24 protein-coding genes are annotated in these 24,043 nt (G+C 65.5%); 10 read left to right on the top strand and 14 right to left on the bottom strand.

Going from position 1 to position 24,043, the window contains the following annotated elements; translation table 11 throughout:
* Positions 1-79: 79 nt before the first annotated feature.
* Both ACOXXX_RS11075 and ACOXXX_RS11070 read left to right on the top strand, forming a co-directional pair.
* A complete protein-coding gene (locus ACOXXX_RS11075) occupies positions 80-2,527 on the top strand; it encodes a GcvT family protein (protein ID WP_422826639.1) in 2,448 nt (815 codons plus the stop codon).
* A 236-nt stretch (positions 2,528-2,763) separates the two neighbouring features.
* Complete coding sequence (locus ACOXXX_RS11070) at positions 2,764-3,411, top strand: RluA family pseudouridine synthase (protein ID WP_422826638.1); 648 nt, start codon at positions 2,764-2,766, stop codon at positions 3,409-3,411.
* A 39-nt stretch (positions 3,412-3,450) separates the two neighbouring features.
* Here the strand turns inward: ACOXXX_RS11070 and ACOXXX_RS11065 are convergent, their stop codons facing one another.
* From ACOXXX_RS11065 to ACOXXX_RS11050, 4 genes are all read right to left on the bottom strand, one after another.
* Complete coding sequence (locus tag ACOXXX_RS11065; RefSeq protein ID WP_422826637.1) at positions 3,451-4,890, bottom strand: aldehyde dehydrogenase family protein; 1,440 nt, start codon at positions 4,888-4,890, stop codon at positions 3,451-3,453.
* A 99-nt stretch (positions 4,891-4,989) separates the two neighbouring features.
* Positions 4,990-6,123: a radical SAM protein gene (locus ACOXXX_RS11060; RefSeq protein WP_422826636.1), complete on the bottom strand. Its 1,134-nt coding sequence runs from the start codon at positions 6,121-6,123 to the stop codon at positions 4,990-4,992.
* A gap of 6 nt (positions 6,124-6,129) precedes the next feature.
* Positions 6,130-6,717, bottom strand: a complete 588-nt coding sequence (locus ACOXXX_RS11055) for a hypothetical protein (RefSeq protein WP_422826635.1) — start codon at positions 6,715-6,717, stop codon at positions 6,130-6,132.
* A gap of 154 nt (positions 6,718-6,871) precedes the next feature.
* Positions 6,872-7,597 (bottom strand): hypothetical protein, encoded by a 726-nt coding sequence (locus ACOXXX_RS11050; RefSeq protein WP_422826634.1) that lies wholly within the window; start codon positions 7,595-7,597, stop codon positions 6,872-6,874.
* 132 nt (positions 7,598-7,729) lie between these two features.
* Here ACOXXX_RS11050 and ACOXXX_RS11045 point away from each other — a divergent pair, with 132 nt between their 5' ends.
* The 5 genes from ACOXXX_RS11045 (at position 7,730) to ACOXXX_RS11025 (ending at position 12,463) form a co-directional block, all read left to right on the top strand.
* Positions 7,730-8,119, top strand: a complete 390-nt coding sequence (locus ACOXXX_RS11045) for a rhodanese-like domain-containing protein (protein ID WP_422826633.1) — start codon at positions 7,730-7,732, stop codon at positions 8,117-8,119.
* 176 nt (positions 8,120-8,295) lie between these two features.
* Positions 8,296-9,558: a multidrug effflux MFS transporter gene (locus ACOXXX_RS11040; RefSeq protein WP_422826632.1), complete on the top strand. Its 1,263-nt coding sequence runs from the start codon at positions 8,296-8,298 to the stop codon at positions 9,556-9,558.
* A gap of 69 nt (positions 9,559-9,627) precedes the next feature.
* Positions 9,628-10,665: a succinylglutamate desuccinylase/aspartoacylase family protein gene (locus tag ACOXXX_RS11035; protein WP_422826631.1), complete on the top strand. Its 1,038-nt coding sequence runs from the start codon at positions 9,628-9,630 to the stop codon at positions 10,663-10,665.
* Positions 10,666-10,675: 10 nt separating this feature from the next.
* A complete protein-coding gene (locus ACOXXX_RS11030) occupies positions 10,676-11,647 on the top strand; it encodes an alpha/beta fold hydrolase (protein WP_422826630.1) in 972 nt (323 codons plus the stop codon).
* Between the two features lie 27 nt (positions 11,648-11,674).
* Positions 11,675-12,463: an exodeoxyribonuclease III gene (locus ACOXXX_RS11025; protein ID WP_422826629.1), complete on the top strand. Its 789-nt coding sequence runs from the start codon at positions 11,675-11,677 to the stop codon at positions 12,461-12,463.
* A 175-nt stretch (positions 12,464-12,638) separates the two neighbouring features.
* Here ACOXXX_RS11025 and rpsO read toward each other — a convergent pair whose 3' ends face one another.
* The 8 genes from rpsO to trxA all read right to left on the bottom strand — a co-directional run bounded on the left by rpsO (position 12,639) and on the right by trxA (position 18,891).
* Positions 12,639-12,908, bottom strand: a complete 270-nt coding sequence (gene rpsO / locus ACOXXX_RS11020; RefSeq protein WP_422826628.1) for a 30S ribosomal protein S15 — start codon at positions 12,906-12,908, stop codon at positions 12,639-12,641.
* A 175-nt stretch (positions 12,909-13,083) separates the two neighbouring features.
* Entirely contained in the window at positions 13,084-14,091 is a 1,008-nt protein-coding gene (locus tag ACOXXX_RS11015; protein WP_422826627.1) for a calcium-binding protein, read from the bottom strand.
* Positions 14,092-14,166: 75 nt separating this feature from the next.
* Positions 14,167-14,694: a DUF1643 domain-containing protein gene (locus tag ACOXXX_RS11010; RefSeq protein WP_422826626.1), complete on the bottom strand. Its 528-nt coding sequence runs from the start codon at positions 14,692-14,694 to the stop codon at positions 14,167-14,169.
* Positions 14,691-15,599 carry a tRNA pseudouridine(55) synthase TruB gene (gene truB / locus ACOXXX_RS11005; protein ID WP_422826625.1) on the bottom strand — a complete coding sequence of 303 codons (909 nt, stop codon included), beginning with the start codon at positions 15,597-15,599 and terminating at the stop codon, positions 14,691-14,693. The genes ACOXXX_RS11010 and truB overlap by 4 nt, the downstream gene beginning before the upstream one ends.
* 85 nt (positions 15,600-15,684) lie before the next feature.
* Positions 15,685-17,073 (bottom strand): MATE family efflux transporter, encoded by a 1,389-nt coding sequence (locus ACOXXX_RS11000; protein ID WP_422826624.1) that lies wholly within the window; start codon positions 17,071-17,073, stop codon positions 15,685-15,687.
* 40 nt (positions 17,074-17,113) lie between these two features.
* Entirely contained in the window at positions 17,114-17,302 is a 189-nt protein-coding gene (locus ACOXXX_RS10995; RefSeq protein WP_422826623.1) for a Trm112 family protein, read from the bottom strand.
* Positions 17,299-17,946 (bottom strand): LON peptidase substrate-binding domain-containing protein, encoded by a 648-nt coding sequence (locus ACOXXX_RS10990; protein ID WP_422826622.1) that lies wholly within the window; start codon positions 17,944-17,946, stop codon positions 17,299-17,301. Before ACOXXX_RS10990 ends, ACOXXX_RS10995 begins: the two co-directional genes overlap by 4 nt.
* 27 nt (positions 17,947-17,973) lie before the next feature.
* Positions 17,974-18,891, bottom strand: coding sequence for a thioredoxin (trxA, locus tag ACOXXX_RS10985; protein ID WP_422826621.1), 918 nt, complete (start codon positions 18,889-18,891; stop codon positions 17,974-17,976).
* A gap of 311 nt (positions 18,892-19,202) precedes the next feature.
* On the opposite strand from trxA, the gene pnp reads away from it, so the two are divergent.
* Both pnp and ACOXXX_RS10975 read left to right on the top strand, forming a co-directional pair.
* Positions 19,203-21,347, top strand: coding sequence for a polyribonucleotide nucleotidyltransferase (gene pnp / locus ACOXXX_RS10980; protein WP_422826620.1), 2,145 nt, complete (start codon positions 19,203-19,205; stop codon positions 21,345-21,347).
* A gap of 94 nt (positions 21,348-21,441) precedes the next feature.
* Positions 21,442-22,218 carry a transglutaminase-like domain-containing protein gene (locus tag ACOXXX_RS10975; RefSeq protein WP_422826619.1) on the top strand — a complete coding sequence of 259 codons (777 nt, stop codon included), beginning with the start codon at positions 21,442-21,444 and terminating at the stop codon, positions 22,216-22,218.
* A 19-nt stretch (positions 22,219-22,237) separates the two neighbouring features.
* Here ACOXXX_RS10975 and ACOXXX_RS10970 read toward each other — a convergent pair whose 3' ends face one another.
* Complete coding sequence (locus tag ACOXXX_RS10970) at positions 22,238-22,606, bottom strand: hypothetical protein (protein ID WP_422826618.1); 369 nt, start codon at positions 22,604-22,606, stop codon at positions 22,238-22,240.
* Positions 22,607-22,717: 111 nt separating this feature from the next.
* Here ACOXXX_RS10970 and ACOXXX_RS10965 point away from each other — a divergent pair, with 111 nt between their 5' ends.
* Positions 22,718-23,146 (top strand): MarR family winged helix-turn-helix transcriptional regulator, encoded by a 429-nt coding sequence (locus ACOXXX_RS10965; protein ID WP_422826617.1) that lies wholly within the window; start codon positions 22,718-22,720, stop codon positions 23,144-23,146.
* A 141-nt stretch (positions 23,147-23,287) separates the two neighbouring features.
* Here the strand turns inward: ACOXXX_RS10965 and ACOXXX_RS10960 are convergent, their stop codons facing one another.
* Positions 23,288-23,974: a response regulator transcription factor gene (locus tag ACOXXX_RS10960; protein ID WP_422826616.1), complete on the bottom strand. Its 687-nt coding sequence runs from the start codon at positions 23,972-23,974 to the stop codon at positions 23,288-23,290.
* Positions 23,975-24,043 lie beyond the last annotated feature (69 nt).

Raw genomic sequence — 24,043 nt, 5'->3', positions numbered from 1 at the left:
TCGGACGCCAAAGGCGTCCGAAACCACCACAAAACACCGCGCCGGTCACAGGCGCGAACTGTGAAAAAGGGGAATGCACATGAACTTGCCCGCTCAGGCCCGCGTGGTCATCATCGGCGGCGGCGTGATCGGCTGTTCAGTGGCCTATCACCTGACCAAACTCGGCTGGCAGGATGTCGTCCTGCTGGAACGCAAGCAGCTGACTAGCGGCACCACATGGCACGCCGCGGGCCTGATCGCGCAGCTGCGGGCCACGGCGAACATGACCCGGCTGGCGAAATACAGCCAAGAGCTTTACGGCGCGCTGGAAGAGGAAACCGGCGTCGCCACCGGGTTCAAGCGCGTCGGGTCGATCACCTTGGCGCTGACCGAGGCCCGGCACGAGGAACTGCGCCGGTCCGCCGCGATGGCGCGCGCGTTCGGGGTAGAGATCGACGAGATCGGCGTGGACGAGATCGCCGCGAAATATCCGCACCTCAACACCGATCAGGTTTGGGGCGGGGTCTATCTGCCCAAGGACGGGCAGGGCGATCCGGGTAACATCGCCCGCGCCCTGGCCAAGGGCGCGCGCAACCGCGGCGCGGTGATCGCCGAATACACCCGCGCCACCGGGATCACCCGCGCGGGCCGCCGGATCACCGGCGTGGACTGGGCGTCCGAGGCAGGCGAAAGCGGCCATATCGCCTGCGATCACGTGGTCAATTGCGCGGGCATGTGGGGCCGCGAGGTGGGCCGCATGCTGGGCGTCAACGTGCCGCTGCAGGCCTGCGAGCATTTCTATATTGTGTCCGAGCCGATCGCGGGGCTGCAGCCGCTGCCGGTGCTGCGGGTGCCGGACGAATGCGCCTATTACAAAGAGGATGCGGGCAAGCTGATGCTGGGCGCGTTCGAGCCTGTGTCGAAACCTTGGGGCTTGTCGGGCATTCCCCAGAGCTTTGAATACGACCAGCTTCCCGAGGATTTCGATCACTTCGAACCGATCCTCGAGATGGCCGTGAACCGCATGCCCGCGCTGGCCGAGGCGGGGATCCATACCTTCTTCAACGGGCCCGAAAGCTTTACCCCCGACGACGCCTATCATCTGGGTCTTGCCCCCGAGATGGACAATGTCTGGGTCGCAGCAGGCTTCAACTCCATCGGCATCCAGTCGGCGGGCGGCGCGGGCATGGCGCTGGCGCAATGGATGCAGGACGGGGCGAAACCCTTTGATCTGGGCGATGTGGACATTGCCCGCATGGCCCCCTTTCAGGGCAACCGCCGGTACCTGGTCGAACGCTCCACTGAAACGCTGGGGCTGCTCTATGCCGATCACTACCCTTACCGGCAAAAGACCACCGCGCGCGGCGTGCGCCGGTCGCCCTTCCATACGCATCTTCTGGACCAGGGCGCGGTCATGGGCGAATTGGCGGGATGGGAGCGCGCCAACTGGTTTGCGACCGGCGACCAGCCGCGCGCCTACGAATACGCCTGGGGGCGGCAGACCTTTTTCGACAATGTCGGCGCGGAACTGCGGGCGCTGCGCACCGGCGTCGGCGCCTATGACATGTCGTCCTTCGGCAAGTTGCGGGTCGAGGGGCCCGAGGCGGAGGCCTTCCTGAACACGGTCTGCGGCAATGACCTGTCGGTGCCCGTGGGCCGCATCGTCTATACCCAGTTTCTGAACGCGCGCGGCGGGATCGAGGCGGATGTGACCGTCACCCGCCTGTCCGAAACCGCGTTTCTGGTGGTGACCCCGGCGGCGACGCGACTGGCCGATGAAACCTGGATGCGCCGCCATCTGGGTGACAGGCGCGCAGTGATCACCGATGTGACGGCAGCCGAGGCCGTTCTTGCCGTCATGGGGCCGAAGGCGCGCGACCTGCTGTCCGCGGTGTCACCTGACGATTTCTCCAACGACACCAACCCGTTCGGCACTGCGCAGCAGATCGAACTGGGTCTGGGCCACGCCCGTGTGCACAGGGTTTCCTACGTCGGCGAACTGGGCTGGGAAGTCTATGCCAGCGCCGACATGGCCGCCCATGTGTTCGAGACGATCTGGCAGGCGGGGCAGGATCACGGGCTACGGCTTTGCGGGCTGCACGCGATGGATTGCGGCCGCGCGGAAAAGGCGTTCCGCCATTTCGGCCATGACATCACCTGCGAGGATCACGTGCTGGAAGCGGGCCTTGGCTTTGCTGTGAAGACCGGCAAGGCATCCGATTTCATCGGCCGCGATGCCGTGTTGCGCAAGCGCGATGCCGGGCTGGACCGGCGGCTTTTGCAGTTCCGGCTGACCGACCCCGAACCGCTGCTTTATCACAACGAGCCGGTGCTGCGGGATGGGCAGATCGTCGGCCACCTGACCTCGGGCGCCTACGGGCACCATCTGGGTGGCGCCATCGGTCTGGGCTATGTGCCTTGTGCAGGTGAAAGTCCGGCAGAGCTGCTGGCCTCGCGCTACGAGATCGATGTGGCGGGCACCCGCGTTGCGGCAGAGGCGTCATTGAAGCCAATGTACGACCCCGAAGGCGCGCGCCCCAAGGCGTGACGGGATCGCGCGTGCCGCGCGATGCGAGAGGCCAGCCTCTCGCGCTCTCCGAGGTTATTTGAACCGAAGAAGGAAGGACCCGTCTTGGTGATCGTACGTGACGCCGCGGTGGCCAATCTGGACGGGCTTGGGGCGCATCACGGCGATACCGCGATCCTGCGTGCCGAGGATCTGCGGCTTGTCAGGCGGCTTTGAGCGCGCTTGCGCTTGGCCATCGCATTTGACAGGAGAGCGGCATGAGCACGCCCTATGCCCCGCCCGACGATCCCATCGATGTCTTGCACGAGGACATGCACCTGCTGGTGGTGAACAAGCCTGCGGGCCTTCTGTCGGTGCCGGGCAAGGGGCCGGAGCTGGCCGATTGCCTGCTGTCGCGGCTGGAAGCGGCGTTTCCGACCGTGCTTCTTGTGCACCGGTTGGACCGCGATACCTCTGGCGTGATGGTCTTTGCGCTGACGGCCCATGCGCAGAGACACCTGGGCCTGCAGTTCGAAAAGCGCAGCGTGAAGAAGAACTACCTCGCGCGCGTGGCCGGTCGGCTGACGCCGAAGACCGGCACCGTCGATCTGCCGCTTTGCGTCGACTGGTCGAACCGGCCCTTGCAGAAGGTCGATCACGAGAATGGCCGTGCCGCCGTCACCGACTGGCGGGTGATGAAAGCGGGCGACGATGAAAGCCGCGTGATGCTGATGCCGCAGACCGGGCGCAGCCACCAGTTGCGGGTGCATATGCTGGCCCTGGATCACCCGATCCTGGGCGATCCGCTTTACATGCCCGACCGCGCCGCAGCCTATCCGCGCATGATGCTGCATGCGCAGGAACTACGCCTGCGCCATCCCGAAGGCGGCGAGGGTCTGAAATTTCGCAGCCCCGCACCGTTCTGACGGGCGGGGCTGGCTGATGTTCGGTGCAGGCGGGTAATGCTATTCCGCCGCCCATCCGGCGACGGCCTTGACCTCGAGGAAATCCTCGATCCCGTAGGCGCCGCCTTCGCGTCCGTTGCCGGACTGCTTCATCCCGCCGAAGGGCGCGCCCTGTGACCGGCTCTTGCCGTTCATCTCGACCATGCCGGAGCGCAGCTGCCGCGCCAGGCGGTTGCGGCGCGCGCCGTCGGCGGTCTGGACATAATTCGTCAGCCCGTAGGGCGTGTCATTGGCGATGCGCAGCGCCTCTTCCTCGGTGTCGAACTTCATGATCGACAGGACCGGTCCAAAGATCTCCTCTTTGGCGATGGTCATGTCGGGGGTCACGTCGGCAAAGACCGTGGGCCGGACGTAGAAGCCGCGGTTGAGATGCTCGGGACGGCCCGTGCCGCCCGCCGTCAGCCGCGCGCCTTCATCGATGCCCTTCTGGATCAGATCCTGGATCTTGTCCCACTGCACCTTGTTCACGACCGGACCGATGTGGCGGCCTTCTTCGGACGCGGGCCCCACGGCGACCTTTTCGGCCACCGCTGTCGCCTCTTCGACGACGCGGTCATAGACCGATGCCTCGACCATCATGCGGGACGGCGCGTTGCAGCTTTGGCCGGTGTTCTGCATCATGTGCAGCACGCCGCGCTTGACGGCCTTTTCATCGGCATCGGCAAAGATCAGGTTGGCGCCCTTGCCGCCCAGTTCCAGATGCACCTTTTTCAGCGTGTCGGCGGCGGATTTCGAGATCAGCTTGCCCGCGCGGGTCGAGCCGGTGAAGCTGACCATGTCCACGTCGGGATGCGCCGAAAGCTGGCTGCCCACGCCCGCGCCGTCGCCGTTCACCAGGTTGAACACGCCCTTGGGAAAGCCCGCGGCGTCCATGCATTCGGCGAAAATCAGCGCGCTCAGGGGTGATTCCTCGGAGGGCTTCAGCACCATGGTGCAGCCCGCGACGGCGGCGGCCCCGACCTTGAGCGTGATCTGGTTCATCGGCCAGTTCCACGGCGTGATGAGTGCTGCAACCCCCACCGCTTCGTGAATGATGCGGTCCTCGTGGCTGTGATCGTTGAGCTCGTGTTCAAAGGCGAAATCCTTGGCCGCCTCGATGAAGCCCGACAGGTGCCAGGTGCCCGCACCGGCCTGGGAGGCGCGCGCGAGGTCGATGGGCGCGCCCATCTCGAGGCTCATGGCCTGGGCCAGATCCTCGGTCCGGCCTTTGTAGATCTCGAGCAGTTTTTCCACCAGCGCGATCCGCTCTGCGGGCGGCGTGGCCATCCAGCCCGGCAGTGCGGCCTTGGCCGCGGCGACGGCGGCATCGGTATCGGCCTGCCCGCCAAGCGCGATGACGGCGCAGGGGTCTTCGGTCGACGGATCGATGACATGGTGATCGGTGCCGTCCTGAGCGTCTACCCAGGCACCGTCGATATAGAACTGACGTTTCTCGATCATTCCCGTTCTCCCCTTGATCAGGATGCTCCGACAGCGGTGCCGCCGGAATTTGATCATATATTGGGGCGAGTGACCGGCCCTTGCAAGGGCGGCCTGCGCTTACGCCACGGCGGTGATCGGCAGATCGTCCACCGGCGGCAGGTCATGCAGGGCCAGACGTTCCTTGAGCCGCCCGAACCGGCGCAGGCTGGCGGTGATGTGATCCAGGGTCGGACGCACCAGCGCGCAGTCCGATTGCGGCTCGTGCGGGGTTGCCTCGGCCATGAAGAACCCGTCGCACGCGCCGAAATAGGGGCAGGTGCGGCAGGTTTTCGACACCCGCGCCTCGGCCTCGGCGACATCGCGGGCGCGGCCCGGGCTGGTATGCACCTTGTCCGCGCTGTCGGTCAGCACGTTCCCATAGGCATAGCCCTTCCGGTAGGCGTTGGCGTTGGAGTAGACGGTGCCGTCTGTGTCTATCATCACCACCTTTTCGGCGCGTCGCTTGTTGAAGGGGGGCGCCTTTTTCCCGGTGATATGGCGCATCGCAATTTCGACGTAGCGCGAGATCGGTTCGATCTGGATGCCGTCGCCTTCGGTCAGCCACAGATCGAACAGCCGGGAATAGAGCGTCACGACCTCGGCCGGGGTCAGCCCGTAGCTGTCGACCTGGCCGGGGTTGTCGGAGCGGTAGAACGGCAGGATGCGAAAGCCGGTGCGCGCGGCGTTATAGAACGCAAAGGTCTGGTCGAGCTTGTCGAGATTGCCGCGATGCGCGACCGAGATGCAGCCGAATTCGACGCCGTCGGCGCGCAGCCGGTCCATGTTGGCCAGCACCGTCAGTTCCGACGTCTTGCCGTTCATCGCGCGGCGTTCGCCGGGGTGCACGTCAAAGGACACGCCGACGGTCCCGATCCGGCGCAGCCGGTCGATGCGCCAATCGGTCAGCGAAAAAAGGTTGGTCTGGACCGCCTGATCGGGCAGATCATGGCCGAAGACCCGGCCAAGGGCGGTATCGACATCGGCCCAGTAGCGTTCCGGCAGGGCCAGCGGTTCGCCGCCATGCCAGATGATGCGGGTCCAGGCGTTGTTGAGCGCGGAATAGCCGCGCATGAAGTTGAAAAGCCGCGCCAGAAGATGCGGCGACATGCGCGTCTTGTCGCCAAGCTGGCTGAATTCATAACAGTACCGGCAGCGCAGGTTGCAGAATTTCGACAGCTTGACGACGTAGGTCAGGTTCTGGCGCGGCGGCATGCCGGATCAGCCCTTGGAAAAGCTGACATCCTTCATGTCGACGCCCAGCGGCAACTCGCCGCCGCCAACGATGGCCTTGTAGAGCTCTTGCAGCGATTTGCTGCCCGAGAGCTCAATGGCCATGCCGTCGCGGGCGGTGCGACCGCTGCTGCTGGCCTTTGTCACCCGCGATTCGGGCAGGGCCTTGGCGATTTGCTCCAGCAGGTCGGGCTGGCGTTCTGCGGCTTCGGCCAGCCCGCGCGGCAGCATCAGCGCGGCCGAGGTGCAGGCGCTGACGGCGCGGAACGCCTGGCCCGGGCCGGTGATCGCAAGTCTGACCGCGTCGCCATAGATGATGTCGCTCGACACATCCTCGAACCACGGATCGCCGCCCTTGAGGTCGACGAACGCTTCGGCGAATTCCGACGCGGCACGGGTCGGGCCAAGGTTGGACAGCCAGTCGGTGCCGGTGATCTTGCCCGCCATCTTGGCCAGCAGCACGTCGGTGGCGGGTGTCACGACGGAGCAGTTTTCGGCGGCGGCGGTGGTGGCGGTGAAGGCAAGCGACAGGACGGCGGCAGAGGCGGAGGACAGAATGCGGGTCTTCACGGACATGAGAAACTCCATAAAAATTAAGTCACGCGGCAGAAATGGGGCACCACGCAGGGTTGAAAACATCTTTGACGATATGACCTTGGCGGGCGCCACGCAACAGATTTCTGGCCAACGGTTCGGCTCGCGCCGATGGCGCCCGGACCCCTGGGCGCTGTCAGCCGGGAAAGATGCGTGCCATTTCGGCGTCGAATTGCGCCCATGTGATCGAGGCGCGGTTGCCCGCATAGCCATGATAATAGGATTTGCCGCTCGAATCCGGCAGCCCGGCCCAGATCTTTGCGAGATTGTTCATGAAGGCCGTGCGCGTGATCTCTCCGGCGCGAAACCGGTGCAGGCCCGCATCGGCCAGCAGCACGTCGGACAGCCGGTCCTGCAACTGCGGCGTGAATCGAGCGGTGAGGGGCGTGCCGGTCCGCTTGACCAGGCTGCGCAGGGTGGCGGGGATGAACTGGTACCGCCCGATGGCATGCGGCTGGCCCGGCGTGTCGCGGACCCACTGCAAAATCTCGGCGACGGTCATGTCTGTGGGCCGTTTCGCCGGGCGGATGCGGGCGCCGTGCTGCACCGCGTCATAGCCATGTTTGCGCGATTCCGCCTGGCCGATCAGGTGGCGGATCTGCGCGATGGCCGTGCCGCGCAGGGCGGGCAGCGTCGGTATCCCCTGTGCCGCCGATGCGGCAGGGGGCGCGAAAAGGCTGCGCCCTTCTGTGCCGACAAACAGGCTGGCCCGGGTCGCGCGGACCGGGGCCGTGCCGCCGTCCGTCAGCGCACCGCGCGCGGCCGGAAAGCTGTCCGCCGCGAAAAGCGCCGCCGACCCCGCCGCCAGACCCCCCGGTGACCATACCAGTACGACGGCAAGGCAGCGAAGGATGGGGGGCATGGGCAGGCTCCGGCTAGGGCGACCCGCGCTTTATCCGGCAGAAGCGTTGAAACTTCGTTGCCCGCGCCCCCGGTTGACGCGGCCCCGGTCCTGCGGGCAGGATCGAGTCGCAATTTCATCGAAGGGGGCGACATGGCGCTGGGATACAAGGACATGCTGGCCGAGGCGGACAGCCAGGTCGCATCGGTGGATGTGGCCGAGGCCGCGCCGCTTCTGGGCACCGACGATGTGACCTTCGTCGACATCCGCGATGTCCGCGAGCTGGAGCGCGAAGGCCGGATCCCCGGCGCCCGGCATGCGCCGCGCGGCATGCTGGAATTCTGGATCGACCCAGAAAGCCCCTATCACAAGCCCTGGTTCGCCGAGGACAAGACATTCGTGTTCTACTGCGCCTCGGGATGGCGGTCGCTGCTGGCGGCCGAGGTCGCGCAACGCATGGGGCTCAAGACCGCCAGCCTGCGCGGCGGCTTTTCGGCGTGGAAAAAGGCCGGGAAGGAGGTCACGTCGCAGGACAAGGCATAGGTCCAGAGCTATGCGCCCTGCGCAATGCCGCTGCCCGCCCGGGGGCGCGTCGCGCGAAACTGAACCGCCCGGTCTAGTCAAGTTCGGTCAGCTTGCTATGTTTGGGGCAAGTCAGCCTTCATCTGATCCGCAGATGTCCGCAAGACACCGCTTTTGGATCAAGAAAAGGCACACGCATGGCCATGACCTCTGTCGTTGAACCCGATCTGACCCCGCCCCGCGCCGCCCCGATGCCGCAGTGGGAATTCGTCGCGATCATCGCGCTGCTGATGGCGCTGAACGCGGCGGCGATCGACGTCTATATTCCGGCCCTGGCCGATGTCGGGGCGGCGCTTGGGGTGACCGATGAAAACCACCGACAGTGGATCATCAGCGCCTACGTCATGGGCTTTGGCGGGGCGCAGATGATCTATGGCCCGCTGTCCGACCGGTTCGGACGGCGCCGGGTTCTGTTCACCGGGTTGGGCATCTACGTGGTGTCGGCGCTGGCCATGGTCATCGCGCCGACGTTTGGCGTGCTTCTGGCCCTGCGGGTCGTGCAGGGCATCGGCGCGGCGGCCACCCGGGTGGTGGCCCTGTCGGTGGTGCGCGACCGGTTCAACGGCGCGCAGATGGCATCGGTGATGTCGCTGGTGATGATGGTCTTCATGGTGGTGCCGGTCTTTGCGCCGAACCTCGGCTCTCTGGTGCTGATTTTCGGCGACTGGCACGCGCTGTCGATCATCATGGGGCTTTTCGGACTTGTCGCCTTTGTCTGGGCCTTCATGCGCCTGCCCGAAACGCTGCGCCCCGCCGACCGGCGCGAACTGACCGCCCGCCGGGTGTTCGAGGCGTTTCGGATCATCTTCACCAACCGCCAGGCCTTTGGCTACACGCTGGCCACGGGGGCCTTTTTCGGCGTGCTCTTCGCCTTCATCGCGCAGGCCGAACAGATCTACACCCAGATCTACGGCATGGGTCCGATGTTCACGCTCTACTTCTCGCTCGTGGCGCTTTTCATGGCCGGGTCGAGCTTTGCCAATTCGCGGCTGGTCGAACGCTTTGGCACCAGACGGCTGAGCCATGCGGCGCTGACCGGGTTTGTCGCCATCGGCGCGCTGCACCTGGGGCTGGCCTATGTCTATGGCGGGTCGACGCCGTTCTGGCTGTTCCTGGGCATCCTGATCCCGCAGTTCTGCCTTTTCGGCTTTATCCCGACCAACTTCAACTCGCTCGCCATGGATCCGCTAGGCCATGTCGCCGGCACAGCCTCGGCCGTTCTGGGGACGGTGCAGACACTGGGCGGCGGTCTGCTGGGTGCCTTTGTCGGATATTTCTACAACGGCACCCTGATCCCGATGCTGACCGGATTCACCGTGCTGGGCCTGGCGTCGCTGGGGCTGGTGGCGATGGCCGAACGCGGCAAGCTTTACCCCAAACCGCGCAAATCTGCCGGTTGATCCGGGCCTTGCCAAGCCGGCCCGCATCCGATTCTATCGCGCGACAGGGACAAGACGGTCAGGGCAGGGATGCAGGCAGAGTTTGAACTTGGGCAGGTGCGGGTCGCGCCGGGCACGCGGCGCACGGTCGAACTGCCGGTTTCGGTGATGTCGGACCATACGCCGGTCGCCATGTCGGCCCATGTGGTGCACGGCCGCCGCCCCGGCCCGGTGATGTTCGTGTCGGCCGCCATTCACGGGGACGAGGTGATCGGGGCCGAGATCGTGCGCCGTCTGCTGCGGGCCGCACCATTGCAAAGGTTGTCGGGCACGCTGATCGCGGTGCCGATTGTCAACGCCTTCGGGTTTCTCAACCATTCGCGCTACCTGCCCGACAGGCGCGACCTCAACCGCTGCTTTCCGGGCCATTCCGAAGGATCACTTGCGGCGCGTCTGGCGCATCTTTTCATGACCGAGGTCGTGACCCGCTGCGATGTCGGGATCGACCTGCATTCCGCCGCCGTGGGCCGCACCAACCTGCCTCAGATCCGTCTGACCCCCGGCAACGACCGCCTGCGCACACTGGGGGCGGCTTTTGCCGCCCCGGTGACGCTGACCTCGAAACTGCGGGACGGGTCGCTGCGGGGCGCGGCGGCGGACGCGGGTGTCGATCTGCTGCTCTACGAAGCGGGCGAGGGGCTGCGCTTTGACGAATTCGCCGCGCGGGCCGGGGTGGCGGGCTGTCTGCGGGTGATGACGGAACTGGGCATGATCTCCGGCAAGGGCGTGCCAAAGGCGCGGGGCACCCCGGTCTTTTGCGAACGCTCCGGCTGGTCGCGCGCGCCCTCGGGCGGGCTCTTGCGCACGCTCAAGGCCAGTGGCGACTATGTCGAGGACGGCACCGTGCTGGGCCTCATTTCCGACCCCTTCGGCGAGGCCGAGACCGAGGTGGTGGCGACCGAACCCGGCATCATCATCGGGCGCACGAACCTGCCGGTGGTCAACGAAGGCGACGCGCTTTTCCATATTGCCGTGCCCCGCCGCGCCGCCCAGGCCGAGGCCGCGGCCCAGGAGATGGGTGCCTATCTCGAGGCAGCCCCGCTGTTTGACGAAGACGAGATTATCTGAGGCGGCCGCGATGGTGTGGGTCCTGCGCTTGTTGGGTGTTGTTCTGGTCGTGGCGGTCGCGCTGCCTTTGGGCTTTCGGCTGGCGGCGGCCGCGCGGGAAAGCGCGTCGCTGGCGGATGTCCTGCCGGACGAGGGGCGGTTGATCCGCACCACCGACGGCGCGATTTTCGTGCTGGAGGTAGGGCCGCCGGATGGTCCGCCGCTTTTGTTCGCACATGGCACCGGGGCATGGTCCGGCCTGTGGCGGCCTGTGCTGGAGGATATGGCGGCCGCGGGATACCGCGCCATCGCCTTTGACCTGCCGCCCTTCGGCTTTTCCGAGCGGGACCCCGAGGGCGCCTATGGCCGCGTGCGGCAGGCCGAGCGGATCGGGGCACTGGTCGCCGCACTGGACATCACGCCGGTGCTGGTGGCGCATTCCTTTGGCGCGGGTCCGGGGATGGAGGCGGTCCTGCGCAATCCTGACCTCTTCGCAGGTGCGATCATTGTCGACGGCGCGCTGGGGGTGGGCAGTCACGAATCCGATGCCGCCCTGCCGCTGCCCCTGCGCCCCCGTTCGCTGCGCGAGGCCATCGTGGCCACCACCGCGACCAATCCGCTGCTGACGCGCATCTTGCTCAAACCGCTCGTCCACCGCAAGGAGGCCGCCACCGATGCTGTGGTCGATGTGCTGCAGCGCCCGATGGTCCGCTCAGGCAGCACCGCCGCCTTTGCCGCATGGCTGCCCGATCTGCTGGTGCCGCCGCAGGACGCGCGCAGCACCCGGGCCGAGGCCTATGCGGCGCTGGACCTGCCGGTGGTCTATCTCTGGGGCGACAGAGACACCGTGACGCCGCTGGAGCAAGGGCAGGAGCTGGCGGCGCTCAGCTCGCAGGCACGGCTTGTGGTGCTGGCGGATGTGGGCCACATTCCGCAGATCGAAGATCAGGCCGGGTTCGTCGCGGCGCTGAAAACCGCGCTTGACGGCCTTTCGGGCCGCTGAGCCCAAAGCAGAAGAAATGAGACTTGCATGGCCCTGACCCTTGCCACCTGGAACATCAACTCGGTGCGCCTGCGCGCTGGCCTCGTCGAACGGCTGATGACCGAGGAAGCGCCGGATGTGCTGTGCCTTCAGGAATGCAAAAGCCCGGTCGACAAGATGCCGCTCGAACAGTTCGCGGCCCTTGGCTATGGCCATGTCGTGGCGCGCGGACAAAAGGGCTACAACGGGGTGGCGATCCTGTCGAAGCAGCCGATCGAGGATGTGGGCGACAAGGATTTCGCCGCTCTGGGCCATGCCCGCCACGTGGCGGGGCGGCTGTCCAACGGAGTCGTCATTCACAACTTCTATGTCCCTGCGGGCGGCGACAAACCCGACCGCACAGTGAACGACAAGTTCGGCCAGAAGCTTGATTACCTGACCGAGATGCGCGACTGGTTTCTCGAGGACCGCCCGGAAAAGGCGATCCTGGTCGGCGATCTGAACATCGCCCCGCGTGAAGACGACGTCTGGAACCACAAGCAGCTTCTGAAGATCGTGTCGCACACGCCCATCGAGGTGCAGCATCTTGGCGACGCGCAAGAGGCCGGTGGCTGGGTCGACGTGACCCGCAAGGACATCCCCGACGGCAATCTTTATTCCTGGTGGTCCTACCGGTCGCCCGATTGGGATGCCGCGGACAAGGGGCGGCGGCTCGATCATATCTGGGCCACGCCGGACATTTCCGGTGCGGCGCATTCCAGCCGGATCCTGCGCGCGGTGCGGGGTTGGGACCAGCCGTCCGATCACGCGCCGGTCTTTGCGGAATTCGATTTCTAGAGCGTTTCGCGTTTAACCTGAAACATCACTCAGCGCGTTGAAATCTTTGATTTCAGGCAGTGTTAAGTGATCCAGAAACACCGCGAAATGCCCTAGGACCGGCCCTTCATGCTGAAACGAAAAACGCCCGCAGAGATCTGCGGGCGTTGTCCTTGGTCCGGGGCAAGTGGGCCGCTTAGCGGCGGATGCCCAGACGCTTGATCAGGTCCTGATAGCGCGCTTCATCCTTGGACTTGGTGTAGTCCAGAAGCTTGCGGCGCAGGGCGACCATCTTGAGAAGGCCACGGCGACCGTGGTTGTCCTTCTTGTGGGTCTTGAAATGCTCGGTCAGGGTCGAGATACGGCTGGTCAGGATAGCCACCTGGACCTCGGGCGAACCGGTGTCGCCTTCCTTGGTCGCGAATTCCTTGATCAGGCGGTTCTTTTCTTCGGCAGTGATCGACATCGGGGTCTCCTTCAGAAGTTAAGGGTGATGGCGCAAGCCGGGATGTCGTCCAGCAGGGCCCGTGGAGGGTATCCGCAGACTGCGGATGCGCGCGTATAGGGCGAATCGCGCGGGATGAAAAGGCCAAAGCAGGGGGCGGGGTCTGATACCCGATGCGGCGTCACAGCGGGCAGGGTCAGAGCCCGGCAAGCGCCCCGGCGCTGGCCTCGCCGATCAGCACGACGTTTTCCGGCGCGGGCGCGCTCGCGGCGGGCAGGGTGGCAAGCACCCGGCCATTCAGGACGACTTGCATCACCTCGGCATCCTCGGGGTCGGCACGCAGGTCGAAAGCCGGGTCGTCGTCGCCGCCGTCACTGTCATCATAGATCACCAGAAGCTGATCTTCCGCCGCGTCGAAATCCACAAGCGTCGCGGCGGCATCCTCGTCGATCCAGTCGCCAAGGACAAAGCTGTCGGCGCCGTCGCCGCCGGTGGCGGTGTCATCGTTGCCGATGGTCAGCGTGTCGTCGCCGTCACCGCCGTTGAGGAAGTCGCTTTCGTCGCTATCGGCACCAGAGGCGTCCCGCACCACGCCGATCACCGCATCGTTGCCCCAGCCGCCGAAAAGCGTGTCGAAGCCGCGCCCGCCCGACAGCGTATCCGCCCCTTCGCGCCCGGTCAGCGCATCATCGCCCGCGCCGCCGTCCAGCACGTCGTCGCCCAAGCCGCCAACCAGCGAATCCTGCCCGGCCCCGCCGCGCAGATCGTCGTCACCATCATGGCCGAAAAGATCATCGTCCCCGGCGTCGCCCAGCATCAGGTCGTCGCCGGAGTCTCCGTGCAGCGTGTCGTTGGCATCGCCGCCGCGCAGCGTGTCGACCCCGGCGCCCCCGGTCAGTTCGTCATCGCCGCCGCCGCCGCTGATGGCGTCATCGCCTGCCGCACCGCCCAGCAGATCGGTGGCATCGGTGCCGATTAGCACATCCGCGCCGTCGCCGCCTTCGGCAATGACGCCCGAGGGGCTGTTGATCACGCCAACCGCGCTGAAGATGGGGGATCCGCCCTCGGGTTTCTCGCCCTCGGTGGAAGGGGGCGCGTCCGGGGTTTCGTCGTCCTCGTCGTTTTGGCCGAACAGGTCGGGGGTGCTGATGACCGCGACCGATCCTAGCACCATCATTCCCATCAAACCCGCGAGCCAGAGCATGGAATCCCACCTACCTTTACGCCGCGCAGTTTCCGCCAACCGGCCTCGCCGATCAACGCAAATCGCGCCGCAGGGTTAACGCTTTGCCGTCGGCGGGGGATAGCGGTCCTCGGGCAACCAGGGCTGCGGGCCGGTGGTGTAGGACACATAGAGCGGATGGCGCGGATGGCCGTCCTTTGTCAGCCCCAAGTGATGCAGCGGGGCGGAATACCGGGCAAAGCGCTGCGCCGCCTCGCGGTGCGCGCCGTGGACGCCCCAGGCGGCGATGGTCAAGGCCGCGCGCCCGATCATGTCGGCCAGAACGGCAGCGTTCTCGGGACCTTCGGGATCGGGGGCGGCGCGCAGGTCGGCGGGCCGGGTCGCGCGCCAGGCGAAAAGATTGCCGATCATCAGCGCGCCATAGCCCATGGCCCGCGCCCGGCGTTCGCAGCGTTCGATGGTGGGATCGTTGCGCAGTTCCGTCGCAGTCGACGGGTTGAGCATCACGAAAAGCACCGCCCCCCCTTCGCCCCACCGCCGCTCCAGCGCATAGCGGTAGCGCGCGCACGGGCTGTAGAGCGCGCGCGACGCGGCGCCGTCCAGCGTGTGGCGGCGTTCGATCATGCAGTGTTGAAGACGCGGCTGGGGTGCAGTTCCCCGGCTTTGTAGATCCCGACGGCGACCGCCTGGCCCTGGTAGGAGGCCCAGCATTCGTCGCCGTATTCCACGTCCTTTGCGATGACGAGGCCGGGATTGCCGTTGCGCATCCGGGTCGCTGCCTCGGCGGTGCAGCCCAGTTCGGGCAGGTCGCTGAGCCCGGTTTCCAAGGGCAACAGCTTCGCGTCCAGCTCCGGTGAGCGGGCGAGGTCGTCCAGTTCGTGCAAGCTCAGCCCATCCTCGGCCTCGAACGGGCCGGACCAGATGCGCCGCAGATCGCGCACATGGCCGTGGCAGCCCAGAACGGCGCCCAGATCGCGGGCGATGGAGCGGACATAGCCGCCCTTGCCGCAGATCATCTCGAGCGTGACGTGATCGGCGTCAGGCCGGGCGGTCATCACCAGTTCCTCGACGAAAAGCGGGCGAGCGGCAATCTCCATCTCCTCGCCATCGCGGGCGCGCTTGTAGGCGCGTTCGCCGTCGATCTTGACGGCGGAAAACTGTGGCGGGACCTGCTGGATGTCGCCCACGAATTGGTGCAGCGCCTCCTTGATGTCGTCGTCCGAGGGGCGCAGGTCCGAGGTGGCGATGACCTCGCCTTCGGTGTCGTCGGTGTTGGTGGCCTGCCCCAGCCGCACGGTAAAGCGATAGGCCTTGAGCGCGTCGGTGACGAAGGGCACGGTTTTCGTGGCCTCGCCCAGGGCGATGGCCAGCACGCCTGTTGCTTCGGGGTCGAGCGTGCCCGCATGGCCCGCCTTGCGCGCGTCAAAGGCCCAGCGGACCTTGCCTACCACCTGGGTCGAGGAGATGCCCGCGGGCTTGTCCACCACGACCCATCCCGAAATGTCGCGTCCCTTGCGTTTGCGTGCCATGCCGTCTGCCTCTTACCGGTAAGGGCGGCGGGGTAGCGCGGCGCGGGCGGGCTGTCAATTCGTGGCGGATACACCTTGGCGACCGCTATCCCCTGCGCTCCACCGGCTTGGCTGCGCGGCGGACAAGGCCCGAGCTCAGGTCCAGCAGACCGACCGCCTGGCACAGGACGATGGCGCCGACCACGGCCGCCAGATTGGCGAAAATCGCCGCGGCCAGCACCCCGGTAAAACCCAGCGTCAGCGCACCCAGCCAGGCAAAGGGCACGTAGATCAACGCGATGCGCGCCGCACTCAGCCCCATGGACCACAGTGCGCGGTCGCGGGCGTTCATCGCGGCATTGGCGGTGATCAGGATGCCGTAGCCGAAAAAGCTGACGGCGACGATGCGCAGGTATTGCGCGGCGTAATCCGCGGCCTCCTGCCCGTCGGCGACCAGCCGGGCCAGCGGCTCGGCCCAGATCCACATGACGGCACAGAGTGCCGCCCCGTAGCCGGTACACAGCCAGAAGGTCAGGCGCACGGTGGCGCGGGCACGGTCGGGCTTGTCGGCGCCCCAGGCCTGGCCTACCACCGGGCCGATCCCCGCCGACAACGCCAGCATCGGCACGAAGACCAGCGATTGCACCCGGGTCGCGGCCCCGAAGCCCGCGACCGCCGCATCGCCGATCACCGCCACGGCCGAGGTCACCAGCGCCATCCCCGCCGGGTTGATCGCGTTCGACAGCGCCGCAGGCCCGCCCACGCGGACGATCCGCCGCAGCGAGCTGCCGAAATCCGACAGCGCCGCGCGGTTGAGGCAAAGCCGCCCGGTTTTCAGGGCAAAGACCGCAAGCCCGGCAAAACCCAACACCCGCGCCGCGAGGGTTGCGATCCCCGCCCCGGCGATGCCCATTTCCGGCACCGGCCCAGCGCCGAAGATGAACAGCGGATCAAGCCCGATGTTGAGGGCCGATTGCAACAGCATCACCGTCGCCGCGATCTGGCTTTCGCCGCCTGCGCGGTAGACCGCGTTCAGCGCCATGCCCGCCACCATCGGCGGAAAGCTCAGGCACCAGTAGGGCACGTATTGCATCACCGCATCCAGCACCTCGCCCTTGGCCCCCATCAGCGAAAAGAGCGTCGGCGCAGCCAGCCAGAAGCAGACCGACGTGGTGACGGCCAAGACGGTGGCGATGACCAGCGAATGCAGCGCCAGCCGGGCGCTGGTTTCATCATCCGCGCCGGTGCGGCCCAGGGCCTGGCTCACCACGCTGCTGGTGCCCGCCCCCAGCCCGATCGAGAGCGAGGTAAGCGCCACGATCACCGGGTAGATGAAGCCGATGGCGGTCAGCTCGACGCTGCCAGCGCGGGCCAGAAACCACGCATCGGCCAAGCCGACGGACAGCACGCCCAGAATGCCGATGGTCATCGGCGCGCTGACACCAGCCAGGGCGCGCCAGACCGGCCCTTCGTTCAGGTTCTTGCTGCCGCTCACGTCAGCGGGGCCTTGTCGGTTGTCGGCAACATGGGGCGGCTCAGTCCTCGATCCGCCGGGCCTCATCCACCAGCATCACCGGGATGCCGTCGCGGATCGGATAGGCCAGGTGCGCGCGCTTGCTGATCAGCTCCTGCGCCGCAGCGTCGTAGTCGAGGCGGCCTTGCGTCTGCGGGCAGATCAGCGCCTCGAGCATTCGGCGGTCGAATTCGGGGGCGGTGTCGCTCATTGCATCACCCCCTCGTCGGAACCGCCGCGCAGGGCGTATTCGATCAGCGTCACCAGCGTTTCGCGGCGGGTCGACAGCGACGGCGCCTCAAGCAAGGCCTGCTTGTCCTCGGGGTCGAAATCCAGCAGCGTCGATAGCGAATTGATCAGCAGTTCGTCATCCGCCTCCTTCAGCGTGTCCCAGTCGGCCGACAGGTCGCGGGCGTTGAAATAGCGGTCGAGCAGGGCCAGAAAACGGTCGCGATGAAAGCTCGCGTCGTCTTCGGCGCGGCTGTCGCGGTCGCGGTCGAACCCGTCCCAGTTCACCTCGCAGCGGCGGTAGGGGGTGAAGCCCTCGATCTCTTTCACGACGCGGAACCGCGAAATGCCGGTGAGCGTGATCATGTAGCGCCCGTCTTCGGTCTCGGAAAACTGGGTGACGCGACCGGCGCAGCCGATGCGGTGCAGGGCGGCCTTGTCGCGCCCCGGCACCGCGTTGGGCTGGACCATTCCGATCAGCCGCGTTTCGGTCTTCAGCGTGTCCTCGAACATCTGAAGATAGCGCGGTTCGAACAGGTGCAGCGGAAGCCGCGCCCGCGGCAAAAGCAGCGCGCCGGGCAGGGGAAAGACCGGAATCGTGTCCGGCAGGTCGGTGCTGAGTTTCATGACAGACCAGCTAGCCCGCTGCGATGGTCAGGCAAACAACATTGAACTCAATTTGCGCCGCCCCTTCAGAACCACCGGATCGTTGGGCTTCATCGCGTCGAAAAGCGTGAAAAGCTGGGTCTTGGCGGCGCCGTCGTTCCATTCGCGGTCGCGGCGGAAAAGCTCGAGCAGTTGATCGACCGCCGCGGCGGCATCGCCCTTCGCATGCAGCGCCTGTGCGAGGTCGAACCGCGCCTGATGGTTGTCGGGATCCGCCTCCACCTGCGCCATGAGGTCGGCCACGGGGCCTGCGTTTTCCGCCTGCCGGGCCAGCTGGATCTGCGCATGCGCGGCCTCAAGCTCGGGGGCGCTCGAAATCTCGGCCGGGGCGCCGTTCAGGATCGCCTCGGCCTGGTCGACCTCGCCCATGGCCAGATGCGCGCGCACCATGCCGCCGTAGGCGGCGGCGTTGGCGGGATCCTCGCCCAGCACCGCGCCGAAGATCTGCACAGCGTCGGTGACGGCCCCCTGTTCAAGCATTTCCTCGGCCGCGGCCAGCGCCTCTTCAAGCCCGCCGCCCGGCGCCTCTCCGCCCGATTGCGCGATCAGGCGGTCGATGAATGCCTTGATTTCCGACTGCGGCACCGCGCCCTGGAAGCCGTCGACCGGCTGGCCCTGGTAGAAGGCATAGACTGTCGGAATCGACTGGATGCGCAACTGCCCGGCGATGGCCTGCGCCTCGTCCACGTTGACTTTGGCCATGCGCACGGCGCCCTTGGCGGCATTCACCGCGTCCTCGAGCATCGGGCCCAGCGTCTTGCACGGGCCGCACCAGGGGGCCCAGAAATCGACGATGACCGGTACGTCCTTGCTGGCCTCGACCACCTCGTTCATGAATTCCGCCTCGGTGACGTCCTTGACGTAGCCGCCGGATTGCGTCTTTTGCCCCATGCCCAGTTCGATCATCGTGCTGTCCCCTCGTGCCGGATTGGCTGTTGGCGTTTAGATGGCGCAACCCCCCTGTGGTTGCAAGGGGGCAGGCAGAACGGCGTTTTTCGGGCCCTCCGGCGCGGGCCGTCAGGGCCTCGACGAATCGCGCCGATCACGGTCCCGTATCGGCCCTTCCCAACCGCGCGTCTTTCATGTAATGCCCGCCCATCTGAGACGTGACGCTTCGACCCCGGCGCATGACAGGATGAAGGGGTCGGCGGCAATGGGGCCGCCATTGGAACGGGAGACCCGGAGGGCCGGGAGTGCTCCCTTACAGGATACGCTAGATGTTCAACGTAACGACGAAATCGATGCAGTGGGGCGAGGAAACGCTCACACTGGAAACGGGCAAGGTTGCCCGCCAGGCCGACGGATCGGTCATCGCCACTTTGGGCGAAACCTCCGTGATGGCCAACGTGACCTTTGCCAAGAAGGCGAAGGAAGGTCAGGACTTTTTCCCGCTGACCGTCCACTACCAGGAAAAATACTATGCGGCCGGCAAGGTGCCGGGCGGTTTCTTCAAGCGCGAGGCGCGCCCGACGGAAAAAGAGACGCTGACCGCGCGTCTGATCGACCGTCCCATCCGCCCGCTGTTCGTGCCCGGCTTCAAGAACGAAGTTCTGGTGATGTGCACCGTGCTTTCGCATGACCTTGTCAACGACCCCGACATGGTGGCGATGATCGCAGCCTCTGCCGCGCTGACCATCTCGGGCGCGCCCTTCATGGGGCCGATCGCGGGCTGCCGCGTCGGGTTCGAGGATGGCGAATACATCCTGAACCCCGAAATCGACGACATGCACAAGCTCAAGGAAAACCCCGATCAGCGTCTTGATCTGGTGGTCGCGGGCACCAAGGACGCCGTCATGATGGTGGAGTCCGAAGCCTATGAGCTGACCGAAGAGGAAATGCTGGGTGCGGTGAAGTTCGCGCACGAGCAGATCCAGCCGGTCGTCGACCTGATCGTGTCGCTGGCCGAGGAAGCCGCGAAAGAGCCGTTCGACTTCCAGCCCGCCGATTATTCGGCGCTTTACGACGCTGTGAAGGCCGCGGGCGAGGACAAGATCCGCGCCGCCTACGCCATCACCGACAAGCAGGAGCGTACGACCGCCGTGGCCGAGGCCAAGCAGGCGATCAAGGACAGCCTGTCGGAAGACCAGCTTGCCGATGAAAACCTGGGCTCTGCGCTGAAAAAGCTCGAAGCGTCCGTGCTGCGCGGCGACGTCGTGAAAACCGGCAAGCGCATCGACGGCCGCGCGCTGGACGAGGTCCGTGACATCGTCTGCGAAACCGGCATCCTGCCGCGCACCCACGGTTCGGCGCTCTTCACCCGCGGGGAAACCCAGGGTCTTGTCGTCACCACGCTGGGCACCGGCGATGACGAACAGATGATCGACGCGCTTCAGGGCACCTACAAGTCGAACTTCCTGCTGCACTACAACTTCCCCCCGTATTCGGTGGGCGAAGCCGGGCGCGTCGGCCCTCCGGGACGGCGTGAAATCGGCCACGGCAAGCTGGCGTGGCGTGCGCTTCAGGCGGTTCTGCCGGCGGCCACCGATTTCCCCTACACCATCCGCGTCGTGTCCGAGATCACCGAGTCGAACGGCTCGTCCTCGATGGCATCGGTCTGCGGCGGGTCGCTGTCGATGATGGATGCGGGCGTACCGCTGAAATCCGCCGTGGCCGGTGTGGCCATGGGTCTGATCCTCGAAGACGACGGATCCTACGCGATCCTCACCGACATCCTGGGTGATGAGGATCACCTGGGCGACATGGACTTCAAGGTGGCGGGTACGGCCAACGGCATCACCTCGCTGCAGATGGACATCAAGGTCGCGGGCATCACGCAGGAAATCATGGAAAAGGCGCTGGCGCAGGCCAAGGCCGGTCGCATGCATATCCTGGGCGAGATGAACAAGGCCATCGACGGCGCGCAGGAATTCAGCGTCCACGCCCCGCGCATCGAGACGATGCAGGTACCCACCGACAAGATCCGTGAAGTCATCGGATCGGGCGGCAAGGTCATCCGCGAAATCGTCGAAGTGTCGGGCGCCAAGGTCGACATCAACGACGAGGGTATCATCAAGATCGCGTCGCCCAACGGCGATTCGATCAAGAAGGCCTACGACATGATCTGGTCCATCGTGGCCGAGCCCGAAGAGGGCAAGATCTACGACGGCAAGGTCGTGAAGATCGTCGATTTCGGCGCCTTCGTGAACTTCTTCGGCAAGCGTGACGGCCTTGTGCACGTCAGCCAGATCGAAAACCGCCGCCTGAACCATCCCAGCGACGTGCTCAAGGAAGGTCAGGACGTGAAGGTCAAGCTTCTGGGTTTTGACGATCGCGGCAAGGTTCGCCTGTCGATGAAGGTCGTGAACCAGGAGACCGGCGAAGAGATGTCTGCCGAGCAGCAGAAAGAAGCGGCCGACAGCTGATCTTTCGCCCAAGATCGAAAATCATCGAAGCCCCCGCCGCCGTGCGGGGGCTTTCCGTTTCAAGAGGACGATCCCCGATAGAGGAGACGACCGGATGCGCATCCAGATCGACGTCACCATGAACTACCGTTTTCTACAGCCCAACACGGTGTTCCTGGCGCTAGAGGCAGCGCACACCGACGGGCAAACGGTGCTCGAGGACCGGCTGAGCCTGGGACCGGCGCAGCTGACCCGGATCACGGGGGATGCCGGAGTGGGCGAACGCATCTGGGCCCGGGTGCCCGACACCGAGATGCATCTGACCTACCGCGCGCTGGTGGATGTCACCCGGCCCGATCCGGCGCTGGAGAGCCTGAATGCCATGCCGCTGCATGCCATTCCGGGCGCCGTCGCGCCTTATCTGCGGCCCTCGCGCTATTGCCAGTCCGACAAGTTCCTGATGTTCGTGGACAAACGCTTCGGCGACTTTTCCGGTGGGCAGAAGGTCCTCGCCATGCGCGACTGGATCACGGACGAACTCAGCTATGTCTCGGGCAGTTCCGGCGTCGATACCGACGTGCTGGAAACCTTTGCCGGGCGGCAAGGCGTCTGCCGGGACTATGCGCATCTTCTGTGTACGCTGGTCCGCGCCGCGCAGATCCCCGCGCGATTCGTGGCGGCCTACAGCCCCCATATCGACCCGCCGGATTTTCATGCGGTCGCAGAGGTCTGGCTTGACGATGCCTGGCACCTTGTCGATGCGACAGGCATGGCCAGCGCCGACGACATGGCGATCATCGCCGTGGGGCGGGATGCCTATGACACCGCCTTCATGGAATCCCAGTCGCCCGCGGAACTGCTGACCCAGACGGTTCAGGTCACGCAAGTCTAGAACGGGCTGGTGGGATCGGTCAGACCCATCTGCGCACTGCGGCCTCGGAATCCGTGGGGCCGGTGTTGAAGGCGATGCGCGCCTGCGGGGCGTGTTCATGCACGACGTTCACCAGCGTTTCGAAGGTCAGGAAATGGTCGTCGTCCTTGCGCACGCCCGCGCCGATCAGAACGACGTCATAGGGCGTTTCCGTCAATTGCGCGGCCAGTTGATCCGTCGCGCTGTGACCGTTGAGGATAAAGCCGATGGCGGCATCGAATCCTGCGTCGTTCAGCTTCGCCTCGTCGGCGCGCAGCATCGCCTCGAGCTTTTCCGCCGACAGGCCCGGATACTTGGAATAATCCACGACCGAGGGATGCCAGCCGACCATGAGAACCTTTTTCGTCATCTGCAAATGCTCCTTCCAATTGCGCGCGGACGGCGTTGATTGTCGTCGCCACGAGGGTTAGTGGTTTACACGTAAACTAAAACGAATTTTACTTTACAAGGCAACTAAAAAGTGACCCTTCCCCGATCCATCGGCCGAAACCTCAACTTTGCCACCGGGCGCCTGAACGCGCTTTGCCAGAAACTGCTCGACCCGCACGGGCTGTCGCTGGCGCAATGGGTGATCCTGTCTTGCCTGTGGCGCGAGGGCGACCTGAGCGTGGGGGCCCTGTCAGAGCTTGTGGGCTCCGGCCTGCCCGCCACATCACGCATCATCGACCGGATGATCGAAAGCGGGCTGGTCAGCCGTAGGCGGCATCAGGCCGACGGGCGCGTCATGGTGGTGGCGCTGACCGACAAGGGGCGCGAACTGGATCACCTGGCGGATTTTTACCAGCGGATCAACGATATCATGCTCAAGGGCTTTACCGAGGAAGAGGCCGCCCAGGCCTTTGACCTGTTATCGCGGATGCAGCGAAACGCGCAGGACGCGCTGTCATAGGACACGCAAAAAAAGGCCCGGGCAAAGCCCGGGCCAGTCCAACAGGGAGGTGCATGTGTGGGACCCGCACATGCAACGGGGTTCGGGATCAAACCCGTAACGGGCATCTAGGTTCCCACCGGGTCCGAAAAAAGGGGTGTCTTAGGACACAAGCCGGTATCCGCCGGATTCGGTGACCAGAAGGCGGGCATTTGCCGGATCGGGTTCGATCTTTTGACGCAGGCGGTAGATGTGGGTTTCCAGCGTGTGCGTGGTCACGCCCGCGTTGTAGCCCCAGACCTCGTGCAGGAGCACGTCGCGGGCCACCACGCCGTCTGCGGACCGGTAGAGGAACTTGAGAATGTTCGTCTCTTTCTCGGTCAGGCGAATCTTCCGATCGTCTTCGGTGATCAGCATCTTCATCGACGGCTTGAACGTGTAGGGCCCAAGGCTGAAGACCGCGTCTTCGGACTGCTCGTGCTGGCGCAGCTGTGCACGGATCCGGGCCAGAAGCACGGGAAACTTGAACGGCTTCGTGACGTAGTCGTTCGCACCCGCATCAAGGCCCAGGATGGTGTCGGCATCGGAATCGTGCCCGGTCAGCATCAGGATCGGCGATTTGACCCCCTGCTTGCGCATGAGGCGGCAAAGTTCGCGCCCGTCGGTGTCAGGCAGGCCAACGTCAAGGATGACCAGATCATAGATTTGTTCCTTGGCGCGGGCCATGGCGCCCGTGCCGTTCTCGGCTTCGAAAACCTCGAAATCCTCGGTCATGATCAGCTGTTCGGCAAGCGCCTCGCGCAGGTCGTCATCATCATCGACCAGCAGAATGTTCTTGAGCTGCGCCATCTTGCGTCCTCCTTGCGTTTCAAGGCAGATGGAGGCACCGTGGCGATCCGGCAAGAATTGCTGCAATCC

Origin of the sequence: Thalassococcus sp. BH17M4-6, from assembly GCF_049323015.1 — a bacterium.
GTDB lineage: Bacteria > Pseudomonadota > Alphaproteobacteria > Rhodobacterales > Rhodobacteraceae > Puniceibacterium.
Note: the sequence above shows the minus strand (reverse complement) of the source record. Positions and strands in the feature narration are given on the sequence as shown.